The organism is Rummeliibacillus sp. BSL5, from assembly GCF_052928305.1.
Map to the genome: position 1 here is coordinate 1,728,581 of NZ_JAVGCV010000001.1, position 21,721 is coordinate 1,750,301.

At 40.0% G+C, this 21,721-nt stretch carries 18 protein-coding genes; 9 read left to right on the forward strand and 9 right to left on the reverse strand.

Going from position 1 to position 21,721, the window contains the following annotated elements; genetic code table 11:
• Nucleotides 1-215: 215 nt before the first annotated feature.
• The 3 genes from RCJ93_RS08620 to RCJ93_RS08630 all read right to left on the reverse strand — a co-directional run bounded on the left by RCJ93_RS08620 (nucleotide 216) and on the right by RCJ93_RS08630 (nucleotide 5,674).
• Nucleotides 216-1,295, reverse strand: a complete 1,080-nt coding sequence (locus tag RCJ93_RS08620; protein WP_223823571.1) for a response regulator — start codon at nucleotides 1,293-1,295, stop codon at nucleotides 216-218.
• 15 nt (nucleotides 1,296-1,310) lie between these two features.
• The gene (locus RCJ93_RS08625) at nucleotides 1,311-4,355 is read right to left on the reverse strand and encodes a hybrid sensor histidine kinase/response regulator (RefSeq protein WP_150283582.1); all 3,045 of its coding nucleotides are present in this window, start codon (nucleotides 4,353-4,355) and stop codon (nucleotides 1,311-1,313) included.
• Nucleotides 4,356-4,531: 176 nt separating this feature from the next.
• A complete protein-coding gene (locus tag RCJ93_RS08630; protein ID WP_150283581.1) occupies nucleotides 4,532-5,674 on the reverse strand; it encodes a glycerate kinase in 1,143 nt (380 codons plus the stop codon).
• Between the two features lie 206 nt (nucleotides 5,675-5,880).
• On the opposite strand from RCJ93_RS08630, the gene RCJ93_RS08635 reads away from it, so the two are divergent.
• Complete coding sequence (locus RCJ93_RS08635) at nucleotides 5,881-6,663, forward strand: helix-turn-helix domain-containing protein (RefSeq protein WP_446738834.1); 783 nt, start codon at nucleotides 5,881-5,883, stop codon at nucleotides 6,661-6,663.
• Between the two features lie 85 nt (nucleotides 6,664-6,748).
• Here the strand turns inward: RCJ93_RS08635 and RCJ93_RS08640 are convergent, their stop codons facing one another.
• From RCJ93_RS08640 to pxpB, 3 genes are read right to left on the reverse strand one after another with little or no spacing between them, the layout of a single operon-like run.
• Nucleotides 6,749-7,516 carry a LamB/YcsF family protein gene (locus tag RCJ93_RS08640; RefSeq protein WP_150283579.1) on the reverse strand — a complete coding sequence of 256 codons (768 nt, stop codon included), beginning with the start codon at nucleotides 7,514-7,516 and terminating at the stop codon, nucleotides 6,749-6,751.
• 2 nt (nucleotides 7,517-7,518) lie between these two features.
• Nucleotides 7,519-8,529, reverse strand: a complete 1,011-nt coding sequence (locus RCJ93_RS08645) for a 5-oxoprolinase subunit C family protein (RefSeq protein ID WP_150283578.1) — start codon at nucleotides 8,527-8,529, stop codon at nucleotides 7,519-7,521.
• On the reverse strand, nucleotides 8,526-9,236 hold the full coding sequence (pxpB, locus tag RCJ93_RS08650) for a 5-oxoprolinase subunit PxpB (RefSeq protein ID WP_150283577.1): 711 nt from the start codon (nucleotides 9,234-9,236) through the stop codon (nucleotides 8,526-8,528). Before pxpB ends, RCJ93_RS08645 begins: the two co-directional genes overlap by 4 nt.
• Before the next feature lie 265 nt (nucleotides 9,237-9,501).
• Between pxpB and RCJ93_RS08655 the strand changes: the two genes are divergently transcribed.
• From RCJ93_RS08655 to RCJ93_RS08690, 8 genes are all read left to right on the forward strand, one after another.
• Nucleotides 9,502-10,209 carry a DUF969 domain-containing protein gene (locus RCJ93_RS08655; protein ID WP_147195162.1) on the forward strand — a complete coding sequence of 236 codons (708 nt, stop codon included), beginning with the start codon at nucleotides 9,502-9,504 and terminating at the stop codon, nucleotides 10,207-10,209.
• Nucleotides 10,209-11,162, forward strand: coding sequence for a DUF979 domain-containing protein (locus RCJ93_RS08660; protein WP_147195164.1), 954 nt, complete (start codon nucleotides 10,209-10,211; stop codon nucleotides 11,160-11,162). Before RCJ93_RS08655 ends, RCJ93_RS08660 begins: the two co-directional genes overlap by 1 nt.
• 13 nt (nucleotides 11,163-11,175) lie before the next feature.
• Nucleotides 11,176-11,823: a pyroglutamyl-peptidase I gene (gene pcp, locus RCJ93_RS08665; RefSeq protein WP_150283576.1), complete on the forward strand. Its 648-nt coding sequence runs from the start codon at nucleotides 11,176-11,178 to the stop codon at nucleotides 11,821-11,823.
• 446 nt (nucleotides 11,824-12,269) lie between these two features.
• A complete protein-coding gene (locus RCJ93_RS08670; protein WP_446738835.1) occupies nucleotides 12,270-13,139 on the forward strand; it encodes a MurR/RpiR family transcriptional regulator in 870 nt (289 codons plus the stop codon).
• 3 nt (nucleotides 13,140-13,142) lie between these two features.
• Nucleotides 13,143-14,270, forward strand: coding sequence for an amidohydrolase (locus tag RCJ93_RS08675; RefSeq protein ID WP_446738836.1), 1,128 nt, complete (start codon nucleotides 13,143-13,145; stop codon nucleotides 14,268-14,270).
• Nucleotides 14,271-15,080, forward strand: a complete 810-nt coding sequence (locus tag RCJ93_RS08680) for a GNAT family N-acetyltransferase (RefSeq protein WP_446738837.1) — start codon at nucleotides 14,271-14,273, stop codon at nucleotides 15,078-15,080.
• A 2-nt stretch (nucleotides 15,081-15,082) separates the two neighbouring features.
• The gene (menC, locus tag RCJ93_RS08685) at nucleotides 15,083-16,189 is read left to right on the forward strand and encodes an o-succinylbenzoate synthase (RefSeq protein ID WP_446738838.1); all 1,107 of its coding nucleotides are present in this window, start codon (nucleotides 15,083-15,085) and stop codon (nucleotides 16,187-16,189) included.
• Between the two features lie 13 nt (nucleotides 16,190-16,202).
• Nucleotides 16,203-17,279, forward strand: a complete 1,077-nt coding sequence (locus tag RCJ93_RS08690) for a YkvI family membrane protein (RefSeq protein WP_446738839.1) — start codon at nucleotides 16,203-16,205, stop codon at nucleotides 17,277-17,279.
• A gap of 370 nt (nucleotides 17,280-17,649) precedes the next feature.
• On the opposite strand, the gene RCJ93_RS08695 is transcribed toward RCJ93_RS08690, so the two are convergent.
• Genes RCJ93_RS08695 through RCJ93_RS08705 form a run of 3 tightly spaced genes read right to left on the reverse strand, consistent with a single transcriptional unit; the run spans nucleotide 17,650 to nucleotide 21,675 of the window.
• Nucleotides 17,650-19,230, reverse strand: coding sequence for an ROK family protein (locus RCJ93_RS08695; RefSeq protein ID WP_446738840.1), 1,581 nt, complete (start codon nucleotides 19,228-19,230; stop codon nucleotides 17,650-17,652).
• Nucleotides 19,230-20,324 (reverse strand): DUF917 domain-containing protein, encoded by a 1,095-nt coding sequence (locus RCJ93_RS08700; RefSeq protein ID WP_150283569.1) that lies wholly within the window; start codon nucleotides 20,322-20,324, stop codon nucleotides 19,230-19,232. The genes RCJ93_RS08695 and RCJ93_RS08700 overlap by 1 nt, the downstream gene beginning before the upstream one ends.
• A gap of 31 nt (nucleotides 20,325-20,355) precedes the next feature.
• Nucleotides 20,356-21,675, reverse strand: coding sequence for a purine-cytosine permease family protein (locus RCJ93_RS08705; RefSeq protein ID WP_446738841.1), 1,320 nt, complete (start codon nucleotides 21,673-21,675; stop codon nucleotides 20,356-20,358).
• Nucleotides 21,676-21,721: the final 46 nt, after the last annotated feature.

Below are 21,721 nucleotides of genomic sequence, written 5' to 3' on the forward strand. Positions count from 1 at the left end.
ATCAATGTCTTGATCGCTACCAAACTCTAGCACCTTATAGCATGTTCCAACATACGTCGGTATTGCTAAGTTAGGCATAATAGTTTGCAAAATCTCTATGGATGAATTATTCGTCTCAGAAATACCTTATCCACAATACCTTTTCGCCACTGAACAAATTCTGAACAAAAAAACACTTACTACCTTATTAATAGTAGTAAGTGTTATTTTTTATGCTAAATAGTTTGCTGATAGAGCTCTTTGATTTTCAATGGGACCTCAATTCCCAATTCTTCCTCTAATCGGCTTTCTATGTTTTTATAATATGTTTTCATTTCGCTCACATTTTTCGTTTGCTTGTAGAATACTAGCAATTTATACATATATTCTTCTTGGTAACAATCGATATCTAGCATTTTCTTTAAACAACTTTCAACCAATGCGCTATCTTTATAAACAGATATACACCTTTCCAAATAACGTAATACAGACTGCCTTACCTGATGCTGCAATGATAGTGACCATATAAAGTCTTCCTCTTCTAAAAAATCACCTTTATAGAGTAGTAGGAGTTTTTCGGTATCAGTTGGCGATAGCTGTTGAGCTTGGGTGATTTTCTCTATCTCTTTGATATCACTACGTACCGATACATTCAAAGTATAGTGATTATTATTAAAGGAAATGGCATTTTCCACTCCTTTTTCTTTGAACTTTTTTCGCAGCTGATAAACTGTTGTATGAAGGAGACTTATTTTCTTTTCCTGGTTTGTGTCAGGCCATAATTTCTCCATTACGATGGCTTTATGGACAGGAATTCCCTTTCGCATCCACAAAAAGAGGAAAAGTTCTTTCACCTTTTTGGTACGCCATTTCAATGGATTCTGTTTGTTATCTACTAAATTAAAGCCCCCAAGAGTTTCTGCATAGAAAGAGACCGTATCCTCCATTGTATTCGCATCCGATTTCCCGATTGAACGACGGGCTTTCTCTATAGCCTTTTGCAGGCGTTTCTTATTGATGGGCTTTAATAGATAGTCAACCGCATCTACATCAAATGCCTCAAGGGCATATTGGGGATGGGCTGTTACCATTATAATTTGGACATGACTGAATTTCTTTGTGATTAATGAGGCAAAATGGATCCCATGCACATCACCCATTTCAATATCTAAGAAAACAACATCTACGTGTGATGTTTCCATTATCTTTAGAGCCGCATAGGGATCCATAAAACTCCCGACTACATTCACATCATCAAACTCTTTCAGCATCATTTCAGTTACGTTCAATGCGATCTCTTCATCATCGATTAACATGACTCTCACCGTTTATCACCTCGGTAATTGTATAGTTACTTTTGTACCTTTACCTTTTTTACTCTCTAATTGGAAAACCGTTCCTTTTATAAGTTTTAACTTCTTTAACGGATTCGTGAAACCAAGACGATTACTTCGCCCTTCTAAAAGCTCCCTTTGTTTTTCCAATGGCATTCCCACTCCATCGTCTTGTATGGTGATATGAATATATCCTGCCTCTTCCTGAATAGACAAAAGCAAGGTCCCACCATTTTTATTTTTCGATATGCCATGCTGCACTGCATTTTCCACAAGCGGCTGTATAGTCATAGAAGGAATAGTCTGATCAATTGTTTCATCAATATCAAAGATAACGTTCAGCCTGCTGCCAAAACGCATTTTTTCAATGGCCAAATAAGACTCCACAAGTTCTATCTCATCTTCCAATGAGACAAGAGCTTCTGGCCTCCGATAATCCAATTTCGCACGGAAATAGACTGCCAGATGCTGCAGTGCCTCGCGTGTTTTTTCTTCATCTGTATAGCTTAAACCAATAATCGTATTAAGTGAGTTATATAAGAAATGCGGTTTAATTTGAGCATAATGGAAGCTCAGTTCATCATGTAAAGCATCTTGAGCTGATTTTTTCATACGTAGGAGTGATTCGATTCGAGCCTTTAACTCCTCTTTTTGAATAGGCTTTTGAAGGTAACCATTTGCACCCACCTGAAAAGATAATACTAAATTCGATGTGTGTTTAGCGGATTGTAATAAGATGACCGGCAGTTCTATTGGTCCATATTCTTCTCGTACAGATTGGCACAATTCATAACCTGACATATCCATTAACAATGTATCCGTGATAATCAAATCAATTGATTCCCTTTTAATGATATTTAGCGCTTCCTCACCGTTGTTTGCACTTAGGATTTTATATTGCAACGCTTGAACCATCTGTTGAATTATCCTGCGTTGTCCTAATTCTCCATCTACTACTAATATAGTGTAGAGATAATTATCGCTATTTTCTGAAAGAAGGGTAGCTGCGTAAAGCTGTTCTCCTCTTGCAGGATCTAACTGCTCCGTCTGTATATCTAGTACTGCATTAGACAATAGAGGAACTGTAAATGTAAAACAAGAACCCTTTCCTACTTCAGAGATCACCCTTATTTTGCCTCCAGCAAGTTCAATGGTGTTTTTCGCAATACTTAACCCTATGCCAAGGCCTTCTTGATCATTGGTATGGTTATCTATTTGGTAAAAGGGCGTAAAAATCAGTTCTATATGCTCGTTTGCAATCCCTATACCTGAATCAGTTACGGAAATTTCCATCTCTTCTTGAACTACTTTTGCATCAATTGTAATCGTCCCTTGATTCGTTGCATGAATGGCATTCGATAATAAAATAGTTAGCACTTGTTTCAGCTTTTGTTCATCTATAAAAATGAGGGGCAGATCATGCCTAATATGGTTTATTAGTTTTACATTCATCTTCTGTGCATACATATATTGAATTTCAGCGATTACTTCTTCTGCCACTTTTAAATCAACTGCGCGTGGATTAGTAAGAATATCTTTATTTTTTGAATTAGAAACAAATAATAAGTCCTCAACTAGGCTCGCTACTCGCTTTCCTTCATTATATATTGCAATAGCCTTTTCATGCTGCGAGCGCTTCAAAGGCCCATCAATTCCTTCCATAAGTGCCAAGGATTTGTTTAATATCGTATCGATAGGTGTACTCAATTCACTCGATGTACGAACTAAAAATTCATCCTTTAATCTATGCTGCACCAGAAGTTCTTCCGAGAGGTTTTGTATTCGTTTATATGCTGTTTGATACCGGTAACTTAAAAGCAGCGACAAGCTAAAAATCATCAGTAAGCCTAAGAGTGGCAGCATGCTTTTCGCTTCAATTTCAAACAGGAAATTAAGCCCTAATACCAATCCGTAACACATGAAAGTTGTCATCGTAAGCAATAAATACTCCGATCCTTCTTTCTTTCCTAGGAAAGCTTTCAGTAATACTTGAAGAATATAGATAAAGCAGATAGCTAATATGGCTACTAGCATTATTTGACGAACGTATAGTGAAATAGATGGAATGATGAAGCTTAATGGATTATAGGTGTTGACGATTATGAGCTGGACACACAGTAAGATACTTAAAAATATAGATACTTTTCTCTTTGTATGCTCTATAAACAATCGGGACACGAACAGCAAGAAAAACAATACGACTAGATGGATAGCAGATAGCTGCAGGCGCGATTGTTCATGCGCTGTGAAAGAAGGGAAAACAGTGAAAAATACATAGCTATTAAGCATTGAATTATAGATGCCCAACACGATACAAAATAATGCAAAGTATAATTCATCAACATATCTTCTTCTCTGCAAAAAAGTAAAAAAGTGAATGAGACCAATCAGTATAAAACCCGTAATAATGCCTACTTCTATTAATTCACTTAATTCTTGCTTTGCTGTAACGTCCTTGCTCCTTCCAAAAGTGAGCGGATGAACTATGCCACCAGTATGATAAGTATAGTTGGCTGCCTGAACTACGATTTCAAGTTGCTTATTTCTACTTTTACCAAAGACCGTATAATTTTGATTACTATAAATAAAATTTTCTTTTTGCTCTGCTGGTTGCCCAGCTCCTCCTGCTTCCACTCCATTAATATAAATTTTGCTTGAATTTCGGATAGAATTCGCTTGTATTCCGTAACTTCCATCAGTAGGAACCTTAATAGTTAACCGATATGTACCAAAACCATTGCTTGTTTTATTTGAAAAAGCCTTCTTCCAATCACCTGGAACTGCAATTTGTTTTTGTATTTGTTGGTGTCTTTTAAATACATCCCTGTTAGCCCTTGGTTCAATCAACTCGTTCGGGTAAAACTCCCAATTTCCATTAAGCATAATAATAGGATCGCTTTTCGTGTTCCAATTTGTTAGTGAGAGTACTCCATTATCAACTGGAAAAGGGGTTTTATTTGATGTGTGAAATGAATGATTAATACCGACTAATGTAGTAATAAAAACAATGATAGATAGCACTATAAATATAATTCTTTTCACTATTCAACCTCTCTTTCCAATTTCTACACATTAAATGTACACTGAATGGAACATTCTTTACAATGATATTTTTTAGTGAAAATTATTGAAATAAAAAAACGCTGATTCTTCCCAGTTCAGCGTTTTCAATAATATTTACAATGCAATTAGCTATATCCCTCTAGCACTGGGTTGAACTACTTTCCTTTTTCTTTATATACGAATCGTGCCATCACTTCTTTTGTCTTCTCCTTCAAAAATACAAAGGCTGCATCCATTGCCTTTTCCGTTGAGACGCTCTCTTCTACAACCGAATAGATTTCAGTAAAATAGGGTGTAAGACTACATCGGCAATCCTCATCAATCGTTCCAGAAATTAAAATAGTGGGTTTGCCTGCTTTTTTGGCTGCTTGTGCGATTCCCATGGGCGCCTTTCCTGATAATGTCTGTAGGTCTGTTTTCCCTTCTCCAGTTAAAACAAGATCGGCTTCTGATACATGGTGAGCAAAATCAACAGCTTCTAATACTACTTGAATACCTTGTCTCATTTGTCCATCAAAAAAAGCTAGAAATGCTCCTCCAGCACCTCCCGCGGCTCCTGCTCCTTCTTTCTCGTGTAACGCAATGCCAATCTCTCTTTCAATCACATCCGCAAAACGTTTTAAACTAGAATCCAATAAAACAACCTCTTCAGCAGAAGCACCTTTTTGTGGTCCAAAAATAACTGAAGCTCCATTAGGACCGATGAATGGATTTTTCACATCACATGCTATGATAAATTCAGATTCTGCAATGCGAGCATCCCAACCATTCATATCTATGGAGGCTATATCAGCTAATGCTCCTCCACCTTTTTTCAGGTCTGCTCCTTCATCATTTAATAAACGAATGCCAAGAGCCTGCAGCAAGCCTGCTCCCCCATCATTCGTCGCACTCCCGCCTAATCCAATGATAAATTTACGATACCCTGCATTTAATGCATGCTGGATCAATTGTCCGGTCCCATATGAAGACGCCATTATCGGATTTATTGCCTCTTTATTTAAACGAGTAAGCCCTGAAGCTTCAGCTATTTCAATTACACATGTCTCTCCATCACCAAGCACTCCATATGCTGCCTGGACGTTTTTCCCTAGCGGATCTTCTACAAGTACGCGGATAAGTTTGCCATTCGTTGCATCACATAAACTTTGCATCGTGCCTTCTCCGCCATCTGCCACCGGCAACAGAATTGTTTTAATATTCGAGTCAACTTCCAGTATTCCTTCTTTCATAGCATTCGCTGCTTCTATTGCTGTTAAACTACCTTTGAATGAATCTGGCGCCAATAGTATTTTCATTTGCTCTACCTCCTCTGCATGAAATTCACCCTGAAAAAATTTACTTTATAAAAAAGCCTTCAACCTGAAAGAAGATTGAAGACATATATTTATTTAGCATGACTGATATCATCATTCACATAAAGCGAAAAAATTTTTTCTCTTGTTGTCCTCTTTTCCACACTTTCTTCTATTTAATATGTAAAAGCGGAAAGAGGGAGAATACAATGGCACGATTTGATTATTTGGCACCTTATGCCACATTTACAACTGTACAAGAAATGGACGAAGTAGTAGAACAACATATCCACAAGCATTACTACAATTTTACTCCATCAGACAAGGCAATTCTTTATAAAATGGCTTCACATGCATTGGATTACCCGGGGGCCTGCCACCTAAAAGCACAAACAATTGCAGCAGCTTTAAGCATTTCTGTAAGAACTGTTTTCCGTACGCTTAAACGCCTAGAAGAATTTCAAATTATCCAACGCATCCAAACAAAAAAGATGAATGGCATCAAAGGCGCCAACATCTTTTCTATTTTACCCTACCATGACACATCGATTTTGGCACATCAAGAGGAAGCTGAAACCCCTTCTGAGAGTAAGGCGGAAATTGAAACAATCAAACAGGAACCATCTTTATCTTCTAATCCTAAACATCAATACGGTAAACATACGTACCCGATGCTCAATACATCCATACGTAATCGAATCTTTCATTATCTAGCTTCTACCACAGGTAATACATCAGAGACAAAGAGGTTTGTAGATGTGGTGTACAAGCAACTAAAGCCGTTGCTGGAATGGGAAATATATCAATCTCGCAAACAACAACTCGAAGATATTAGTTTTACGGCCTTCAAAGAAACCATTCAACAGACCAAAAAGCAGTTTATTCGCAATCCCTTTGGCTATATGTACAAAAAGCTAGATAGAAAACTGAATCGATTTATCGTAGATGTGATGGAATTTTATTTGGAAGAGGCAAGAAGAAGTGATGCGTAGTAGGTGCTCATTAGGTTGTCACAATCCATGCCTCTGTCATTCAAGAATATATGTAATTTTTTTAGCACAACTATCAAGGCGTTATTCACTTAAAGCTTGCAATCTTCGTTACTTCAATCCCAGCTTCCCGCAGGCTACTAGAAATATAACTAGCAAAGTCCAGTGCATTCTCTCCATCGCCATGAATACAAATGGTATCTGCTTGGATAGGGACGTCTATACCTTGAAGTGACGCTACAGTCCCTTCCTTTACCATGCGGATCACGCCTTTCACAGCTGTTTCGCGGTCCGTAATGAGAGCCTGCGGTTCAGTTCTTGGTGTTAGTGAGCCATCACTTTGATATGTTCTGTCAGCAAATACTTCATTTGCTGTGTGCAAGCCAATTTTTTCACCTGCTTTGACTAGCTCGCTTCCTGCTAAACCAAATAAAATAATGCTTGGATCCACTTTGTAGACGGCTTCTGCAATCGCCATCGCGAGTGTTGAATTTTTTGCTGCCATATTGTATAAAGCACCGTGGGGTTTCACGTGTTGAATTTGTCCGCCTTCTGATTTAGCAAAAGCATAAATTGCTCCTATTTGATAGACAACAAGGTCATATGCTTCCTGCGGAGAAATTTGCATATTTCTTCTGCCAAAGCCGACTAAATCTTGCAATCCTGGATGTACGCCAATACCAACATTTTTGTCTATTGCCATACGGACCGTTTTCCTCATGGTCGCAGGGTCTCCTGCATGAAAGCCGCAAGCAATATTAGCTGAAGTGATGAAATCCAGAATTTCTTCATCTCTTCCCATTTTATAAGTGCCAAAGCTCTCTCCCATATCACAATTCAAATCAACTTTAAGCATGTTTATTCCCCCTCGTTTAGTTTCAATTCTATCGCTTTTTTTAGTAATTGTATTTTTCTTTCCTTTTGTAAAAGTAATATCTGGGCCTCTTCATGTGTAATTTCTGTAAAACGGATGGTATCACCTGGCTTCGCTTGAGCTAATAATGGCAAATCAACAGCAGCAACTTGCCCAATCTTTGGATAGCCACCTGTTGTTTGGCGATCGGCAAGCAAAATAATCGGATTTCCATCTGAAGGTACTTGGATTGTCCCAAAGCTTACCGCCTCTGATAACATGTCAATCGGTTGCGCTAACGACAATGGAACTCCTTCTAATCGGTAACCCATACGGTCCGATTGTGTAGAAACATCAAAACGCGAGGAGAAAAAAGCATTTTGGCTTGAAGTTGAAAAAAGTGAGTAGTGAGGCCCCTTCATCACACGAATCACTTGGTCATTTTTAAAAGCAGGGATGAGCTCAGATGCAATGGACCATTCAGCTTCTACGAATGTTTGATTTTTCATGTCTTTTTTCAGTTGACCCATCATGTGCTGCGCTACTCCACTAATTGAATCGGTTGAAATTTTATCTCCCTGTTTTATAGCTCCTCCATTAAACCCACCAATTCCAGCCTTGAGGTATGTTGACTTGCTCCCCATAACCGAGGGTACAGCCAATCCGCCCGCAATCCCCAAATTCACTCTGCATCCAGTCTTCGCCGCACCAAATCGAAGCTCGCTTCCTTTTTTCACATAAATGGTTTTCCACATTGAAACTGCCTCTCCATTAATTGAAGGAGATAAATCACCACCGCAAATTGATAGAAGTGTATCTTCATGAAATTCTATATGAGGACCCATAAGTGTTATTTCTAATGTCGGAGCATTTTCTTCATTTCCCACTAACAAATTCGCAATCCGGTGTGCAACGGTATCCATTGCTCCCCCCACAACTACCCCGTATTTTTGGAAGCCATACCGACCTAGGTCTTGAATTGTTGTGAGGAGTCCAGGTTTTTTTATGGTGATCATCCTTCTTGCCCTCCCCACTCTATGTACTCTTGATAGCTAATCGGTTTGAAACGAATTTTATCTCCAGCTCGCAACAAACTTGGCGTTTCGGCATTTGGTTGAAATAGCTCTACTGGTGTCCGTCCAATTAAATTCCAGCCACCAGGTGTTGAAATCGGATAAATTCCAGTTTGTTTGCCAGCTATCCCAACTGTCCTTTCAGGAATTTTCAGCCTTGGAGATGGCAATCGGGGCGCTGCAATCTTTTCCGACATACCACCAAGATACGGGAATCCCGGCGCGAACCCAATCATATAGACAGTGTATTCTGCAGAAGAATGAATTTGAACTACCTCATCTGCCGTTAAGCCGTTCAACTTGGCAACAGATTCTAAATCCGGGCCAAATTGCTCCCCATAGCATACCGGAATCTCCACAATTCTCGTTTCCGTATGCTGGTCCACAGGTAAGTCTGATAATGCCTCATGTAATTCATTGCAAACAAATTGGTATGGGAGCTCTCCTTTTAAATTATTCATTATTTTTAACGGATTATAAAAAATAGTTACTGTAGAAAATGCAGGTATGTATTCGATTAGCCAATGGAATGAATGATTCTCTAAAAAAGATGAAATGGCTTGTACCTTTTGATGCGTCGATAAATTTAGTTCATTTCCCAATTCGATGATGATTGCACTTTCTCCCATTGGAGACAAGGTATAATCCATCTAACTCCCCCCCTTGCAAAGTCATTAATTTAATAGCTTTTCTAATATAAATATCAATATACTATTATAGTATATTTTATTTTAAAGATTTAAACAATTTAAAATAGAATAAAGTCTTTATTTATTTATTAATATTTCTATTTATATTTAATTTATAGATAATTAATACTATTTTAAAATTAAACTTCTCAAGCCCTTTTCAGCCTATTTTATATCTGTTAGTATTTTTATATTCAAAAAATTCCTAAGAGAAAGAAGAGTTTATATGGTTTTAATTGGCGTTGCATTAATTATCATCGGATTTGCATTAAGGCTGAATTCTCTTGTAGTAGTAACTGTCGCCGGTTTAGTAACTGGTTTAATTGCAGGTATGCCTATAAAAGAGATCATTACTCAATTTGGAGAAGCCTTTACAACAAATCGTTATATGTCCATTTTGATTGTTACACTTCCCGTCATTGGGCTGTTAGAAAGAAGCGGTTTACAAAATCAGGCGGGACATCTTGTTTCAAAAATAAAAGCCGCTACAGCAGGACGTATCCTTACGATTTATTTGCTGATTCGCGAAATCGGTGCCGCTCTTGGATTAAATAGCATTGGCGGGCATCCACAAACTGTTAGACCGCTTATCGCCCCTATGGCAGAAGGAGCAGCAGAAGCAAAATACGGAGAAGTGCCTGAAAAAGAAAAAGAAGAAATTCGAGCGCATGCTGCTGCAGCAGATAATATCGGACTCTTTTTTGGAGAAGATATTTTCGTAGCTGTCGGTGCTATTTTACTGATGAAAGGCTTCTTTGATCAAAACGGGATTGAAGCTGATCCTATATCGATGGCACTTTGGGGTATCCCGACCGCTATTTTCGTGTTCATCGTTCACTCAATAAGACTATATTTCTTCGATAAAAAGCTAGATCGGAAACTAAGAGGCAAGACAGAGAACACTCCACCGATCAGTAAAAAGGATGTGAGCTAATGGTTTTTTCAGTTGAATTTATTTATATCATAATGGGTATTATTGGGTTTTGTTGCTCCATCTATACTTTTTTAGATAAAGCAAACCCACGCCGAATTTCCTCCGGTTTATTCTATCTTCTTTATTCTCTTACACTACTATTCGGCAAAGTCATACCGCCGTTTTACATAGGAATCATGGTTATCCTTATGGTGCTAATTGTCGGCTTGGGCGGTTTAAAGAAAGGTTCATATGAAGAGGCCACAGAAGGACAACGTGAAGAACGCCGGAAGAAACTTGGAAATATGTTATTCCTGCCTGCCTTATTAATACCGATTATCACGGTTATAGGCTCTAAGTTATTTGTTAATGTAAAAATTGGCTCCTTGCAATTATTAGATCCAGCTAACCCTACACTTGTATCACTGGGCATTGCATGTTTAATCGCAATCCTCGCAGCAGTAGCTCTGACAAAAAGTACACCCAAAACCACCATTAAAGAGTCACGAAGACTATTAGAAGCAATCGGCTGGGCAGTTGTACTCCCTCAGCTATTAGCTACTCTTGGAACCATTTTCACTTCTGCCGGTGTGGGCAAAGTCGTTTCAGATATGGTCACAAAAGTTATACCAGAGACATCTTTATTCTGGGTAGTATTTGCGTTCTGTATCGGCATGGCTGTCTTTACGATGATTATGGGAAATGCATTTGCAGCGTTCCCTGTGATGGCAGCTGGCATTGCCATTCCGTTATTGATCAAACAATTCGGCGCAAATCCGAATCAAATAGCGGCTATTTCAATGTTTGCCGGCTATTGTGGCACATTGATGACACCAATGGCTGCAAACTTTAATATTGTGCCTGCAGCTCTACTAGATTTAAAGGATAAGAATCATGTTATTCGAGTCCAAATTCCCACAGCATTATGTGCATTAGCTTTCAATATCGTTCTTATGTATTTTCTAATTAAATAGGAGGAATGTTCTAATGGAGAAAAAAGTACTGATTACCGGGTTTGACCCGTTTGGTAGTGATACTGTCAACCCCGCTTTAGAAGCTGTGAAAAAGTTAGAAGGCCAAAAAATTGATGATGTAACCATCATTACGCAAGAAGTTCCTACTGTCTTTCATGAGTCAATTAATGTTGTAACGGAATCCATTGAAAAGCACCAGCCCGATGTGGTAATTCTTGTTGGACAAGCTGGTGGACGCACTCAAATTACACCTGAACGGATTGCTATTAATATTGATGATGCGCGTATCCCTGATAACAAGAAGAATCAACCCATTGATGAACCGATTGCAGCAGACGGTCCGGCTGCCTACTGGTCCACTCTGCCAGTGAAGAGAATGGTGCATGATATGAGAGAAGCCGGGATTCCAGCAGCGGTCTCTCATACTGCCGGTACATTTGTCTGCAACCATTTATTCTATGGCGTCATGCATTATTTGGCTAATCAGGCGCCGCATATTCGTGGAGGGTTTATCCACATTCCTTTCATCCCTGAGCAAGCCGTCTCTAACAACCAACCAAGCTTAAGTCTTGATACCATCGTAGAAGGCATTAAACTATCAGCAGTTGCGGCTGCACATGATCATGAAGATATTCGCGAAGTTGGCGGTACTATTTGCTGATAGATTTGTATTGAGTTATTGAACATGTGTAATTTTAATGTTTTTATTAATTCATATTAAATTGAAGTGGGACAGTTGCGCATTCCTAGGGGCGAGCGGTAAGCTTCCTCTTCAGCTGCGCTTCCTGTGGGGTCTTACCTGTCTCGCTAATCCCTAAGGAGTCTCCGCTGTCCCACTTCATAAACACATATATTATTTTTGGCCTTCATAATTATGTAGTAGACTACTGACCCTTAAATAGGCTTTTAGTATAATGTCACTTTCAAGGTATGCTTCACTATTCTCTCCTCTGGTCTAATCAACTTTAACCTTATCCTTTTTTATCCATCTTCAATCATTAAATCTCATAAAATATTTCTGAATATTCATTGTTTTATGAATTAATTTATGCTATCCTCGTATGAAGTTGAAACTTCAAAACATACAATAAAAAGGAGAGACTTCTCTTGGAAAAAGAACGAAGTATCAAAGAATTGATTGAGATGCAATTCCATGATCTCTCAAAAGCTCAACAAAAGGTAGCAAACTTTGTCTTACGGCATCCCAAATTTGTGAGTGTTCACTCAGCTACTGAGGTTGGTGAAAAGGCGGGAACAAGTGAAACGACAGTTATTCGCTTCTGCTTTGCGCTTGGGCTTGAAGGCTATACAGAACTACAAAAGAAAATTACCTTACATGTTTTTAATAATACCGCTGTTAGTACACTTGGTTACTATGTTTCTTCGAAAATGGAGCTCTACAATGACCAATGTCTAGTAGAAAAAGGCATGAACAAAGACAGTACAAAAATCAGCGAGATTGCCAAGCAAATTAATAAAGAAGATTTTAATGAGGCAACCGAACGACTACATAAAGCAAAAAATCTATATATTTTGGGTGGAGGTGCATCAGAGTTTGGGGCAAGATGGCTGCACTTTACGTTAAATATCCTTCGACCGAACGTGAAGCTGATTCAAACGGACTCGGCGGATCTCTTTCGGATAATGCAGGAAATAGATGAGGATTCGGTTGTCGTTGTCATTTCATTGCATCGATATTTTAAGGAACCCATTCAAATTGCAGAAACTCTTCACAACCAAGGGGTTACGGTCTTAGCTATTACAGATTCGAAATTAGCCCCTATCCATAAACACAGCTCATATTCCTTTATTCTCGAACAGCCTGAACTGTCGACGATTGATCTCATGCCATCTCTTATATCATTTTTAAATGTTATCGTGACAGGCATGATGACTCTTGATCCGCAATATTATCAGGATCAGCGAGTTAGATACGATGATTATAAAAATAGCTTTATTGCAGATCGGTGGTTTTAACTGATGAAACAACCATTTACTGAAAGACTACAAACGATTTTCGAACATCTACATCATTCCCCTGAGACTAGCTGGAATGAAGTAGAAACAACGTCTTATATTGCAGAATTCCTTCGTCAAGAGGGTTTGAAGCCACATCTTTTTAAAAATATGACGGGTTTATATGTTGATATTGGAGAAGGCATTCCAAAAGTTGGTTTCCGCACAGACATGGATGCACTATGGCAAGAAGTAGACGGTGAATTCAAAGCAAATCACTCTTGTGGACACGACGGACATATGACCGTGGCCTTAGGGGTAGTGCTGCTCCTGAAAGAAATGGCCCCTTCCCTGCCAGGCGCCATTCGAATTCTTTTTCAGCCGGCTGAAGAAAAAGCGCAAGGAGCAAAGGCACTCGCCGAATTAGGAATTGTAGATTCCCTGACCTATTTGTTCGGCACCCATGTAAGACCGCTATACGAGTTACAGGGCGGAACCTATTCACCAGCACTCTATCACGGAGCGGCAAAACTATTTACCGGAACCATCCAAGGACTTGAAGCACACGGAGCACGTCCTGAGAAAGGAGTGAATGCCATTGAAGTGGCGGCTGCCATGATCGATGGGTTAAAAAGGATTTGGATTAGCCCCGAACAATCAGCTTCTATTAAGATGACACAGCTTCAGGCAGGTGGTTCATCTACTAACATCATTCCTGGGAGTGCCACATTCAGCATTGATGCACGCGCTCAAAATAATGAATCGATGGATGAATTAACAAGAGGCTTTGACAAGGTAGTGGACGCCGTCAGCACATTATTTGGCGCAGTCATCACTTACAAGATAGATGCGCATATTGCAGCAGCGCAAGTGGATGATAGCGCGAAAAACATTATGAAGCAGGCCATCCTCGATGTGGTTGGCGAAGATCATTTAGCGCCTGAGATTGTGACACCAGGTGGAGAAGATTTTCATTTTTATGCCTATACACGACCCCATTTAAAAACAACCATGCTTGGGCTTGGATGTGGAGTTACACCAGGATTACATCATCCAAATATGACTTTCAATCAGGAGCAGCTCCCAACAGGTGCTGAAATTATCGCAAGAGCCTTAATACTAGCCCTACATCAAATAGAAAGAAGCGATTAGATGATGAATATTCGAGAATTGAAGACCATTGCAGAGATGGAACAGATTCAAGAGCTTGAACAAAAAGTATGGGATATGGAACCCATACCGACTCATCAAACTTTAACAGCTGTAAAAAATGGCGGCATTATAGTTGGAGCATTTGATGGAGTCGATTTAGTTGGCTTCAGCTATGGATTTCCTGGTTTTGAAAATGGAAAAAGCTATTTATGCTCTCATATGCTCGGGATTGATGAGAATTACCGTTCACAAGGTATTGGCGAAAAGTTAAAACTTGCACAGCGTGAAATGGCCATTGCAAAGGGCTTCCACATCATGAAATGGACGTATGATCCACTTGAAACCCGCAATGCATCCCTAAACCTAACGAAACTAAACGGCATATGTAACACTTACTTCGAAGATTGCTACGGAAAGATGCAGAATAAATTTAATCAAGGATTACCATCAGACCGGTTTGAAGTGCATTGGCATTTGACTAGTCCATATGTGATTGAAAAACAACAGCCTCAAATAGAAGTAGTCAAAGCCTTGAACACCATTTCTCTGAATGAAGACCGGCTACCCGTTTTTATTGCAAGCCCTGAGCAAGAATTAAATAAACCTGCCTATTCCATTGCAGTACCGAAAGACTTTCAATCGCTCAAAGCGCAAAGTCAAATACTTGCAATTGATTGGCGCTTGCAAACACGTAAGATATTTCAACGCCTATTTAAAGCAGGCTATGCTGCTGTACGTTTACAATCGTATGAAACGCATAATGACTATCTGTTTGTGAAAACAGAAACATTAGAATTTGGAGGAGAGTAACTATGAAAATTGTAAATATCACGATCCGTCAACTAAAAATGAAATTAAAGGATCCTTTCACTACAAGTTTTGGAACATTTACAGATAGAGATTTTCTCGTGCTTGAAGCGCAGGACCAAGATGGAACGATTGGCTGGGGTGAATCAGTCGCCTTCCACTCGCCTTGGTATAACGAAGAGACTTTGCAGACCAACTGGCACATGCTGGAGGACTTTTTTATCCCATTGCTTTTAAATAAGGAAATCCATCACCCGGATGAAGTTAGTGAGTTATTTGCACCTATTCGCAAAAATAATATGGCTAAGTCCACCATAGAAGGTGCTGTATGGGATATTTATGCACAGCAAACAAATCAATCTCTTGCCTCTGCACTCGGCGGTACAAGAGATAAAATTGAAGTCGGGATTAGTATTGGCATTCAACAATCCATTGAAGAGCTAGTTGAATTAGTCGATGGCTACGTCAAAGAAGGCTACAAACGGATTAAAGTGAAAATTAAGCCAGGCTGGGATGTGGAGGTCATGCGCATATTACGAAACACTTTCCCAGATGTTGCCATGATGGCAGATGCCAATTCCGCCTATCGGTTAGAAGACGCAGAGTTGTTGAAACAGCTAGATGCGTTCAACCTCACTATGATTGAACAGCCTTTAGCATCAGATGACATTATTGACCACGCACAGCTGCAAAAAATGCTAGAAACGCCGATTTGCTTAGATGAAAGCATCCACTCGCTTGAAGATGCACGAAAGGCTGTAGAGCTTGGGAGTACAAAAATTATTAATATTAAAATCGGCCGTGTCGGTGGATTAACTGAAGCCAAGAAAATCCATGATTACTGTGAGGCAAACGGCATTCCCGTGTGGTGTGGCGGCATGCTCGAATCGGGTATCGGGCGTGCACATAATGTGGCTTTAACAACATTATCAAATTTTACGTTACCGGGAGATACAGCAAGCTCAAATAGATATTGGGATAAGGATATTATCAAGCCTGAAGTCGTATCCGAAAATGGCTACATCAACGTACGACAGGCTGTCGGAATAGGATATGAAATTGACTGTGAGGCTGTGGAATCCTTTACTGTCGCCAAAAAACATTACAAATAATGGAGGGAAATGTATGAGGAAAAGTTTACAGATTGGCGCCGCTTTCGTTGGATTGATTGTAGGAGCCGGATTTGCTTCCGGCCAGGAAATCATGCAGTACTTTACAAGCTTTGGTCTTTGGGGAACCGTCGGTGGGATTCTTGCAACTATCGCCTTTACATTTCTAGGCTATATGTTGGCTCAGCTTGGCTCAGATTTACAAACTTCTTCACATAAAGAAGTGATTTATCATATTGGCGGCCGGTATATCGGATTTATTCTAGATGTCTTAATTACATTCTTTTTATTCGGTGTAGCGGTTGTGATGTTTGCCGGTTCTGGATCAACATTCCATCAAATGTTCGGCATTCCTCCATTAATAGGCAGTTTGATTATGGTTGCTGCCACCATCCTAACATTATTGCTGAATATAAAGAATATCATCAATTTAATCGCTGTGATCACTCCCTATTTAATGGCGATTATTTTCATTATATTAATCTATTCTATTTTTACGATGGATCTCTCCTTAGCTGATGCCAACACAATCGCTAAAGAGCAAGGTTCCGCTGCCTCTAATTGGGTGCTGGGTGCACTGCTTTATGTTTCCTATAATATCGCAGCTGGTGCCGCCTTGTTGATTGTGATGGGCGGAACGATTAAAGACCGCAAAGTCGCAGGTATGGGCGGGATATATGGCGGGATTATGTTGGGTGCCTTAATTATCCTTATCAATATTGCGATGTTTGTAAAGATCGATGTGATCAAAGGTGTTGACATGCCAACACTTGAATTAGCTGCCCAAATCCATCCTATGGTTGGAGTTCTAATGGGAATTGCCCTGCTTGGCATGATGTATAACACGGCGGTCGGTATGTTCTATGCTTTCACCGTTCGTTTCGTACAACCTGAAAAAAAACACTTCAAGCCTGCCATTGTTGTGATTGGTTTACTTGGATTCGGCGCAAGCCTTGTCGGTTTTACCACCCTTGTCGGAAAGGTCTACTCTACTATGGGATACCTAGGGCTCGCCTTAATCATAGCTATTATCCTTTCGTGGGCTCGAAAAGCAAAGAGACAAAAAACAGCGAATGCTCCAGAACCTTTGTAGAAAATGTTCAATAACCAAATTACACATAAAAAAGACTGAATTTTCCAATAATATAACATCCTAATGAAAGCTTGAACCCATGTGAAATTATAATGAGTTCAGGCTTTTTCATTTGTTTTTCTTCTATTGAACTGACATATAAAAGTTAGTTTGTTTTCCGTTCCAGACGGCGCTTTCCACGGGCTTAGTTTCAATCTCCTCGTCACTACGTTTCTGCGGGACTTTCAGATCACGCAATTCCACATGAGTAGCCGTCCTCCTCTTCACACAATTACAATGATGCTCATCATTAAAATCAAAGATATTCCATCCCCCTAATGAGATGGAACATCTATTGATCAATTGGTAAATTATAAATTGAACTTTAAAATCACACCAATTCTTTCATTTCAAATTGTGCCAAATCACCGGCAGCTTTTACGCGAATACGTGTTGCATTTCCCGGCATATAGGCAAGTGGAACATCCTCAACATCTACGATGACCAAGCTTTCCTCAGCTGCACCCGCATTGATCGCTTCTGTTTTAGCTTGTTGTTTTGCGTGCTCTAATGCCTTTTCTCTTCCTATTTCATCTAAAGAATAAATCTTTTCGATTTGGCCGCTTACTTGTGAGATAGCTGAACCGATTGCGTTAGCAACACCTGAATGCTCCGGACGGATTACCTCTGAAGCACCTTCCAGTTGTTCCGGCAACAATACGCTACCTCCTCCTACAAGAATTACAGGTACTGGATCTGCGCTCGTTTTCATTTTATCGATGGCTTCTTCTACAAGTGACACCATCTTCGTGTACATTCTATTCAACAATTCCTTATCTAAATGTGCTACCTTAGCAGAATCACCGATCTCTACTTTGCCTAGAGCTACAGCAACATCTGTAGCCGTTAAAATATCTCCTCCAAAGACAAGGCTCTTTTCCTGTAATTTGTACCCAACGCTATCCGGTCCAATCGTGAAATCTCTATTATCTTGGGTACGAATCACTGTCCCTCCTCCAAGTCCTATCGACACAAGATCAGGCATACGGAAGTTGGTTCTAGCACCACCAATTTCAACTGCTAGAGACGATTCTCGCGGGAAGGATTGTACTAAAACACCCACATCGGATGTTGTGCCCCCAACATCTACGACAATTGCATCAGTGAGTTCACTTAAATAAGAAGCCCCGCGCAATGAGTTGGTCGGACCGCACGCTACAGTAAATATAGGGTACTTGACTGTATATTCAATAGACATTAGTGTCCCGTCATTTTGTCCGAAAAATACTTTCGCATCTATTCCTTCGCTTTTCAGTGCGTTAATAAATCCGTCGGCTGCTGTTTTTGCCACATTCACAACGGATGCATTCAGAATCGTTGCATTTTCTCTTTCTAACAGTCCTACTGAACCAATTTCAGAGGATAGTGATAAAGGAATATGATCGCCCAGTACTTCTCGAAGTATCTCGCTTGCTCTTTCTTCATGCGATTTGGATACGGGCGAGAACACTGATGTAATCGCAATTGAATCTACCTTTCCCTTAATCTCCTCAGCTATTTGATATAAATGATCTTCATCTAACGGAACGATTTCCCTACCATCAAATTCATGACCTCCACGCACGAGATAAACATGTTTCCCTAGTACTTCCCGAAGGTCATCAGGAACACCAATCAGTGGCTTTACTGATAAAGTTGCAGGGGCTCCGATTCGGATCGCAGCTACTTTATTTAACCTTTTTCTTTCTACTATGGCATTTGTGCAATGAGTGGTGCCAAGCATTGCATATTTAATTTCCTCACGAGGTACGTTTGCTTGCGTAATAATTTGGTGCATTGCATTATAAATGCCTGTTGCCACATCTTCAGTTGTAGGGGATTTTGTCTCTGACAATACAGTATTATTTTGGTCTAGCAAAACGGCATCTGTGTGGGTTCCGCCTACGTCAATTCCTATACGATAAATACTCATTATGATAGCACTCCTTTTTTCGCAAGATTTTCTACAGGCACATAGTCCACATCGTATCCAAAGTATCTTGGACCGACAGCCTTAATTCCTTCTTCCGTTCTCCACTTCGGGTGGCATGGTATACCAATGACGATACATCTTGATCCATATCTAATACCTTCCGTTGTGATAGGTAGCCCTGTTTCTGCATCTAGCACCGCAATCAAATCCGGGGTAACACAAAGTAAGCGATTGTCTGTCTTGGCAAGAAGATGTTCATTTTGGAAATGAAGCTGCAGTGTTTCCCCTTTATATGAATGAAGCCCTTCGAATGTTGCGATACCCTTTGCAAAACCTGATTCTGTTTTGCGATTGATATCGCTAACTTTGCCGTTGAACAATTCATAACCATCGATCTGCTTCAATAATTCTTGGATTGGGTTTACATTCTTTTCTTTAGCGAGCCTAATCGTTCTACCGATTTCCTCTTCCAGTTTTAAAATATTTTTCACGCCACTGTCGCGTAGATTCTTGCCAGTCATTGAATACATCGCAGTCATAGCGGATCCGCCCATTTGGATAGTAACAGCACGAGCAATTCTTTCTGTCCACACATTATCCACTGTAGATAACAAAGTTGTATTACCTTTTTCATCAGCGAGTATGGCAGGTGTAGCAGATATTCCATCTAGATAAAAAGTGACCATTTGTAATTCAGGGAATGCTCGACCCATTCCATCTGCGTCTATGACAGGAATGCCTAGTTTGGCAGCAAGCGCAAATGGAATCATAGAATTGACACCGCCTGCTTCTATTGGGAATGTGGCATACACCTTCTTCCCTAAATAGTCTTCAAGGTTTTTAAAAGCCAAAATAGGCTCTTCACCGCTTGGCGCTTTTTCCAGCATCACTGTTGGTGCCCCCATCATGGAGGATGGCACTACTAAAGCGTCGTCTGGTACTTCCTCTACATCTAAAAGTGTGACTTCCCCGTATTCTTCGATTGCCTGCAGTGCCATCAGCTTTCCGATATATGGGTCACCTCCACCGCCTGTTCCTAGCACTGCTGCGCCAACTGCAATATCTTCAATTTGTTTTTTACCTATTTTCCTCATTAAAAAGCCTCCCGAATATTCCGAATTTTTATTATGCCACTTGTTTCTCATTTTCAATATGTTTATTCGCACTCGATCTCGTAGCTAATTTCCCAATGTAATAAACTACACCACTTACCACAAGAGAATTAATAGAAGGAATCCCTAGAGTGACAAAATAACCTGCCGCAAAACCCGTTGCCCAAGCGATAAGTGTAATCGGACTTAGCTTTTCACCCACTGCTGGCAGTGTTCCCTTTTCTCTGCTTTCATCAAGTGCCTGACGATTGGTTTTTAATATGAAATAGTCAATCACCATAATACCGGCAACCGGCGGTATCAGAACGCCCAACAAGACAAGGAAATCCACGAATTTATCAAGAATGCCTAGAACGGAAAGCAGCGTTCCAATAATCCCAATAACCAAAGTGACAATTCCTCGATTTAATTTAACCTTAAATACTGAATCAAAGATGTTTGTAAAACCAAGTGATGAAGAATATAAATTCAAATTATTAATCTTAATCGTTGATGAAACGACTACTAATGCACCAAGCCAGCCAGATGTTTGCATCATGATGCTCGCCACGTCATTTGTTCTAGCAGCAAGTGCCATCAAAACCGCAATCATATTAATAAAAAGTTCGCCAATAACCGTCCCAATCATTGTCATCCAAAAGACGTCTTTTCCACTTTTAGCAAAACGGCTAAAGTCCGGTGTGATGACTGCTCCGATAATAAATCCTCCGGCGACCATTGTTGCTGCTACGCCCATAGACATCTTTTCACCAGCAGGAACCGTATTCATTAACTCAAAGATAGAATGATCTTTAAGAACCTGATAAATCCCAAAGGCTACAGCGATTAGAAATGCAGGTACAGCGATTGTCGCGGTCGCGCTTAATAATTTAAATCCAAAAATCACGAGGACCGTAACAGCAAGTCCCGTTAGTGTAGCCGCAACAGGAAGACTTAATTTCCCATGGCTTGCTTGCACTAGGCCTTCTGCAAAAACGGAGTTCTGTACACCGAACCAGCCAATTGTTGAAATCGCAATAACGGCGCCAATAATACTTGATCCGTAACGGCCAAAGCCCGTCCATCTTGACAATAGACTCGTGGAAAGTCCTTCACGTGCCCCTGCATATCCTAGGAGAAGGCTAATTACTTCTAAAATGACACTGCCGAACATCGTTGCCCAAAAAGCTTGCCAAAAGGTCATGCCATATCCTAGTGCCGCCCCGATCACAAATGAGGATATCGTTGCCATTGATCCAACACGTACAATCGATACATTCCATAATGATTGTCGTGCTGATTGTGGTACGCGAGATAGTGAATAATCATCCATTGTATTTTGTTTATTTTCCATTTGCCTCTTCTCCTCTACTCAGCTCTAACTCATAGGAACTAAACTC

What these genes read in the sequence shown, in the direction of transcription:
- RCJ93_RS08620 (WP_223823571.1), bottom strand. Translation starts at nt 1,295, where the DNA reads ATGTTAATCGATGATGAAGAGATCGCATTGAACGTAACTGAAATGATG.
- RCJ93_RS08630 (WP_150283581.1), bottom strand. Translation starts at nt 5,674, where the DNA reads ATGAAAATACTATTGGCGCCAGATTCATTCAAAGGTAGTTTAACAGCA.
- RCJ93_RS08635 (WP_446738834.1), top strand. Translation starts at nt 5,881, where the DNA reads ATGGCACGATTTGATTATTTGGCACCTTATGCCACATTTACAACTGTA.
- RCJ93_RS08640 (WP_150283579.1), bottom strand. Translation starts at nt 7,516, where the DNA reads ATGCTTAAAGTTGATTTGAATTGTGATATGGGAGAGAGCTTTGGCACT.
- RCJ93_RS08645 (WP_150283578.1), bottom strand. Translation starts at nt 8,529, where the DNA reads ATGATCACCATAAAAAAACCTGGACTCCTCACAACAATTCAAGACCTA.
- pxpB (WP_150283577.1), bottom strand. Translation starts at nt 9,236, where the DNA reads ATGGATTATACCTTGTCTCCAATGGGAGAAAGTGCAATCATCATCGAA.
- RCJ93_RS08655 (WP_147195162.1), top strand. Translation starts at nt 9,502, where the DNA reads ATGGTTTTAATTGGCGTTGCATTAATTATCATCGGATTTGCATTAAGG.
- RCJ93_RS08660 (WP_147195164.1), top strand. Translation starts at nt 10,209, where the DNA reads ATGGTTTTTTCAGTTGAATTTATTTATATCATAATGGGTATTATTGGG.
- pcp (WP_150283576.1), top strand. Translation starts at nt 11,176, where the DNA reads ATGGAGAAAAAAGTACTGATTACCGGGTTTGACCCGTTTGGTAGTGAT.
- RCJ93_RS08675 (WP_446738836.1), top strand. Translation starts at nt 13,143, where the DNA reads ATGAAACAACCATTTACTGAAAGACTACAAACGATTTTCGAACATCTA.
- RCJ93_RS08680 (WP_446738837.1), top strand. Translation starts at nt 14,271, where the DNA reads ATGATGAATATTCGAGAATTGAAGACCATTGCAGAGATGGAACAGATT.
- menC (WP_446738838.1), top strand. Translation starts at nt 15,083, where the DNA reads ATGAAAATTGTAAATATCACGATCCGTCAACTAAAAATGAAATTAAAG.
- RCJ93_RS08690 (WP_446738839.1), top strand. Translation starts at nt 16,203, where the DNA reads ATGAGGAAAAGTTTACAGATTGGCGCCGCTTTCGTTGGATTGATTGTA.
- RCJ93_RS08695 (WP_446738840.1), bottom strand. Translation starts at nt 19,230, where the DNA reads ATGAGTATTTATCGTATAGGAATTGACGTAGGCGGAACCCACACAGAT.
- RCJ93_RS08700 (WP_150283569.1), bottom strand. Translation starts at nt 20,324, where the DNA reads ATGAGGAAAATAGGTAAAAAACAAATTGAAGATATTGCAGTTGGCGCA.
- RCJ93_RS08705 (WP_446738841.1), bottom strand. Translation starts at nt 21,675, where the DNA reads ATGGAAAATAAACAAAATACAATGGATGATTATTCACTATCTCGCGTA.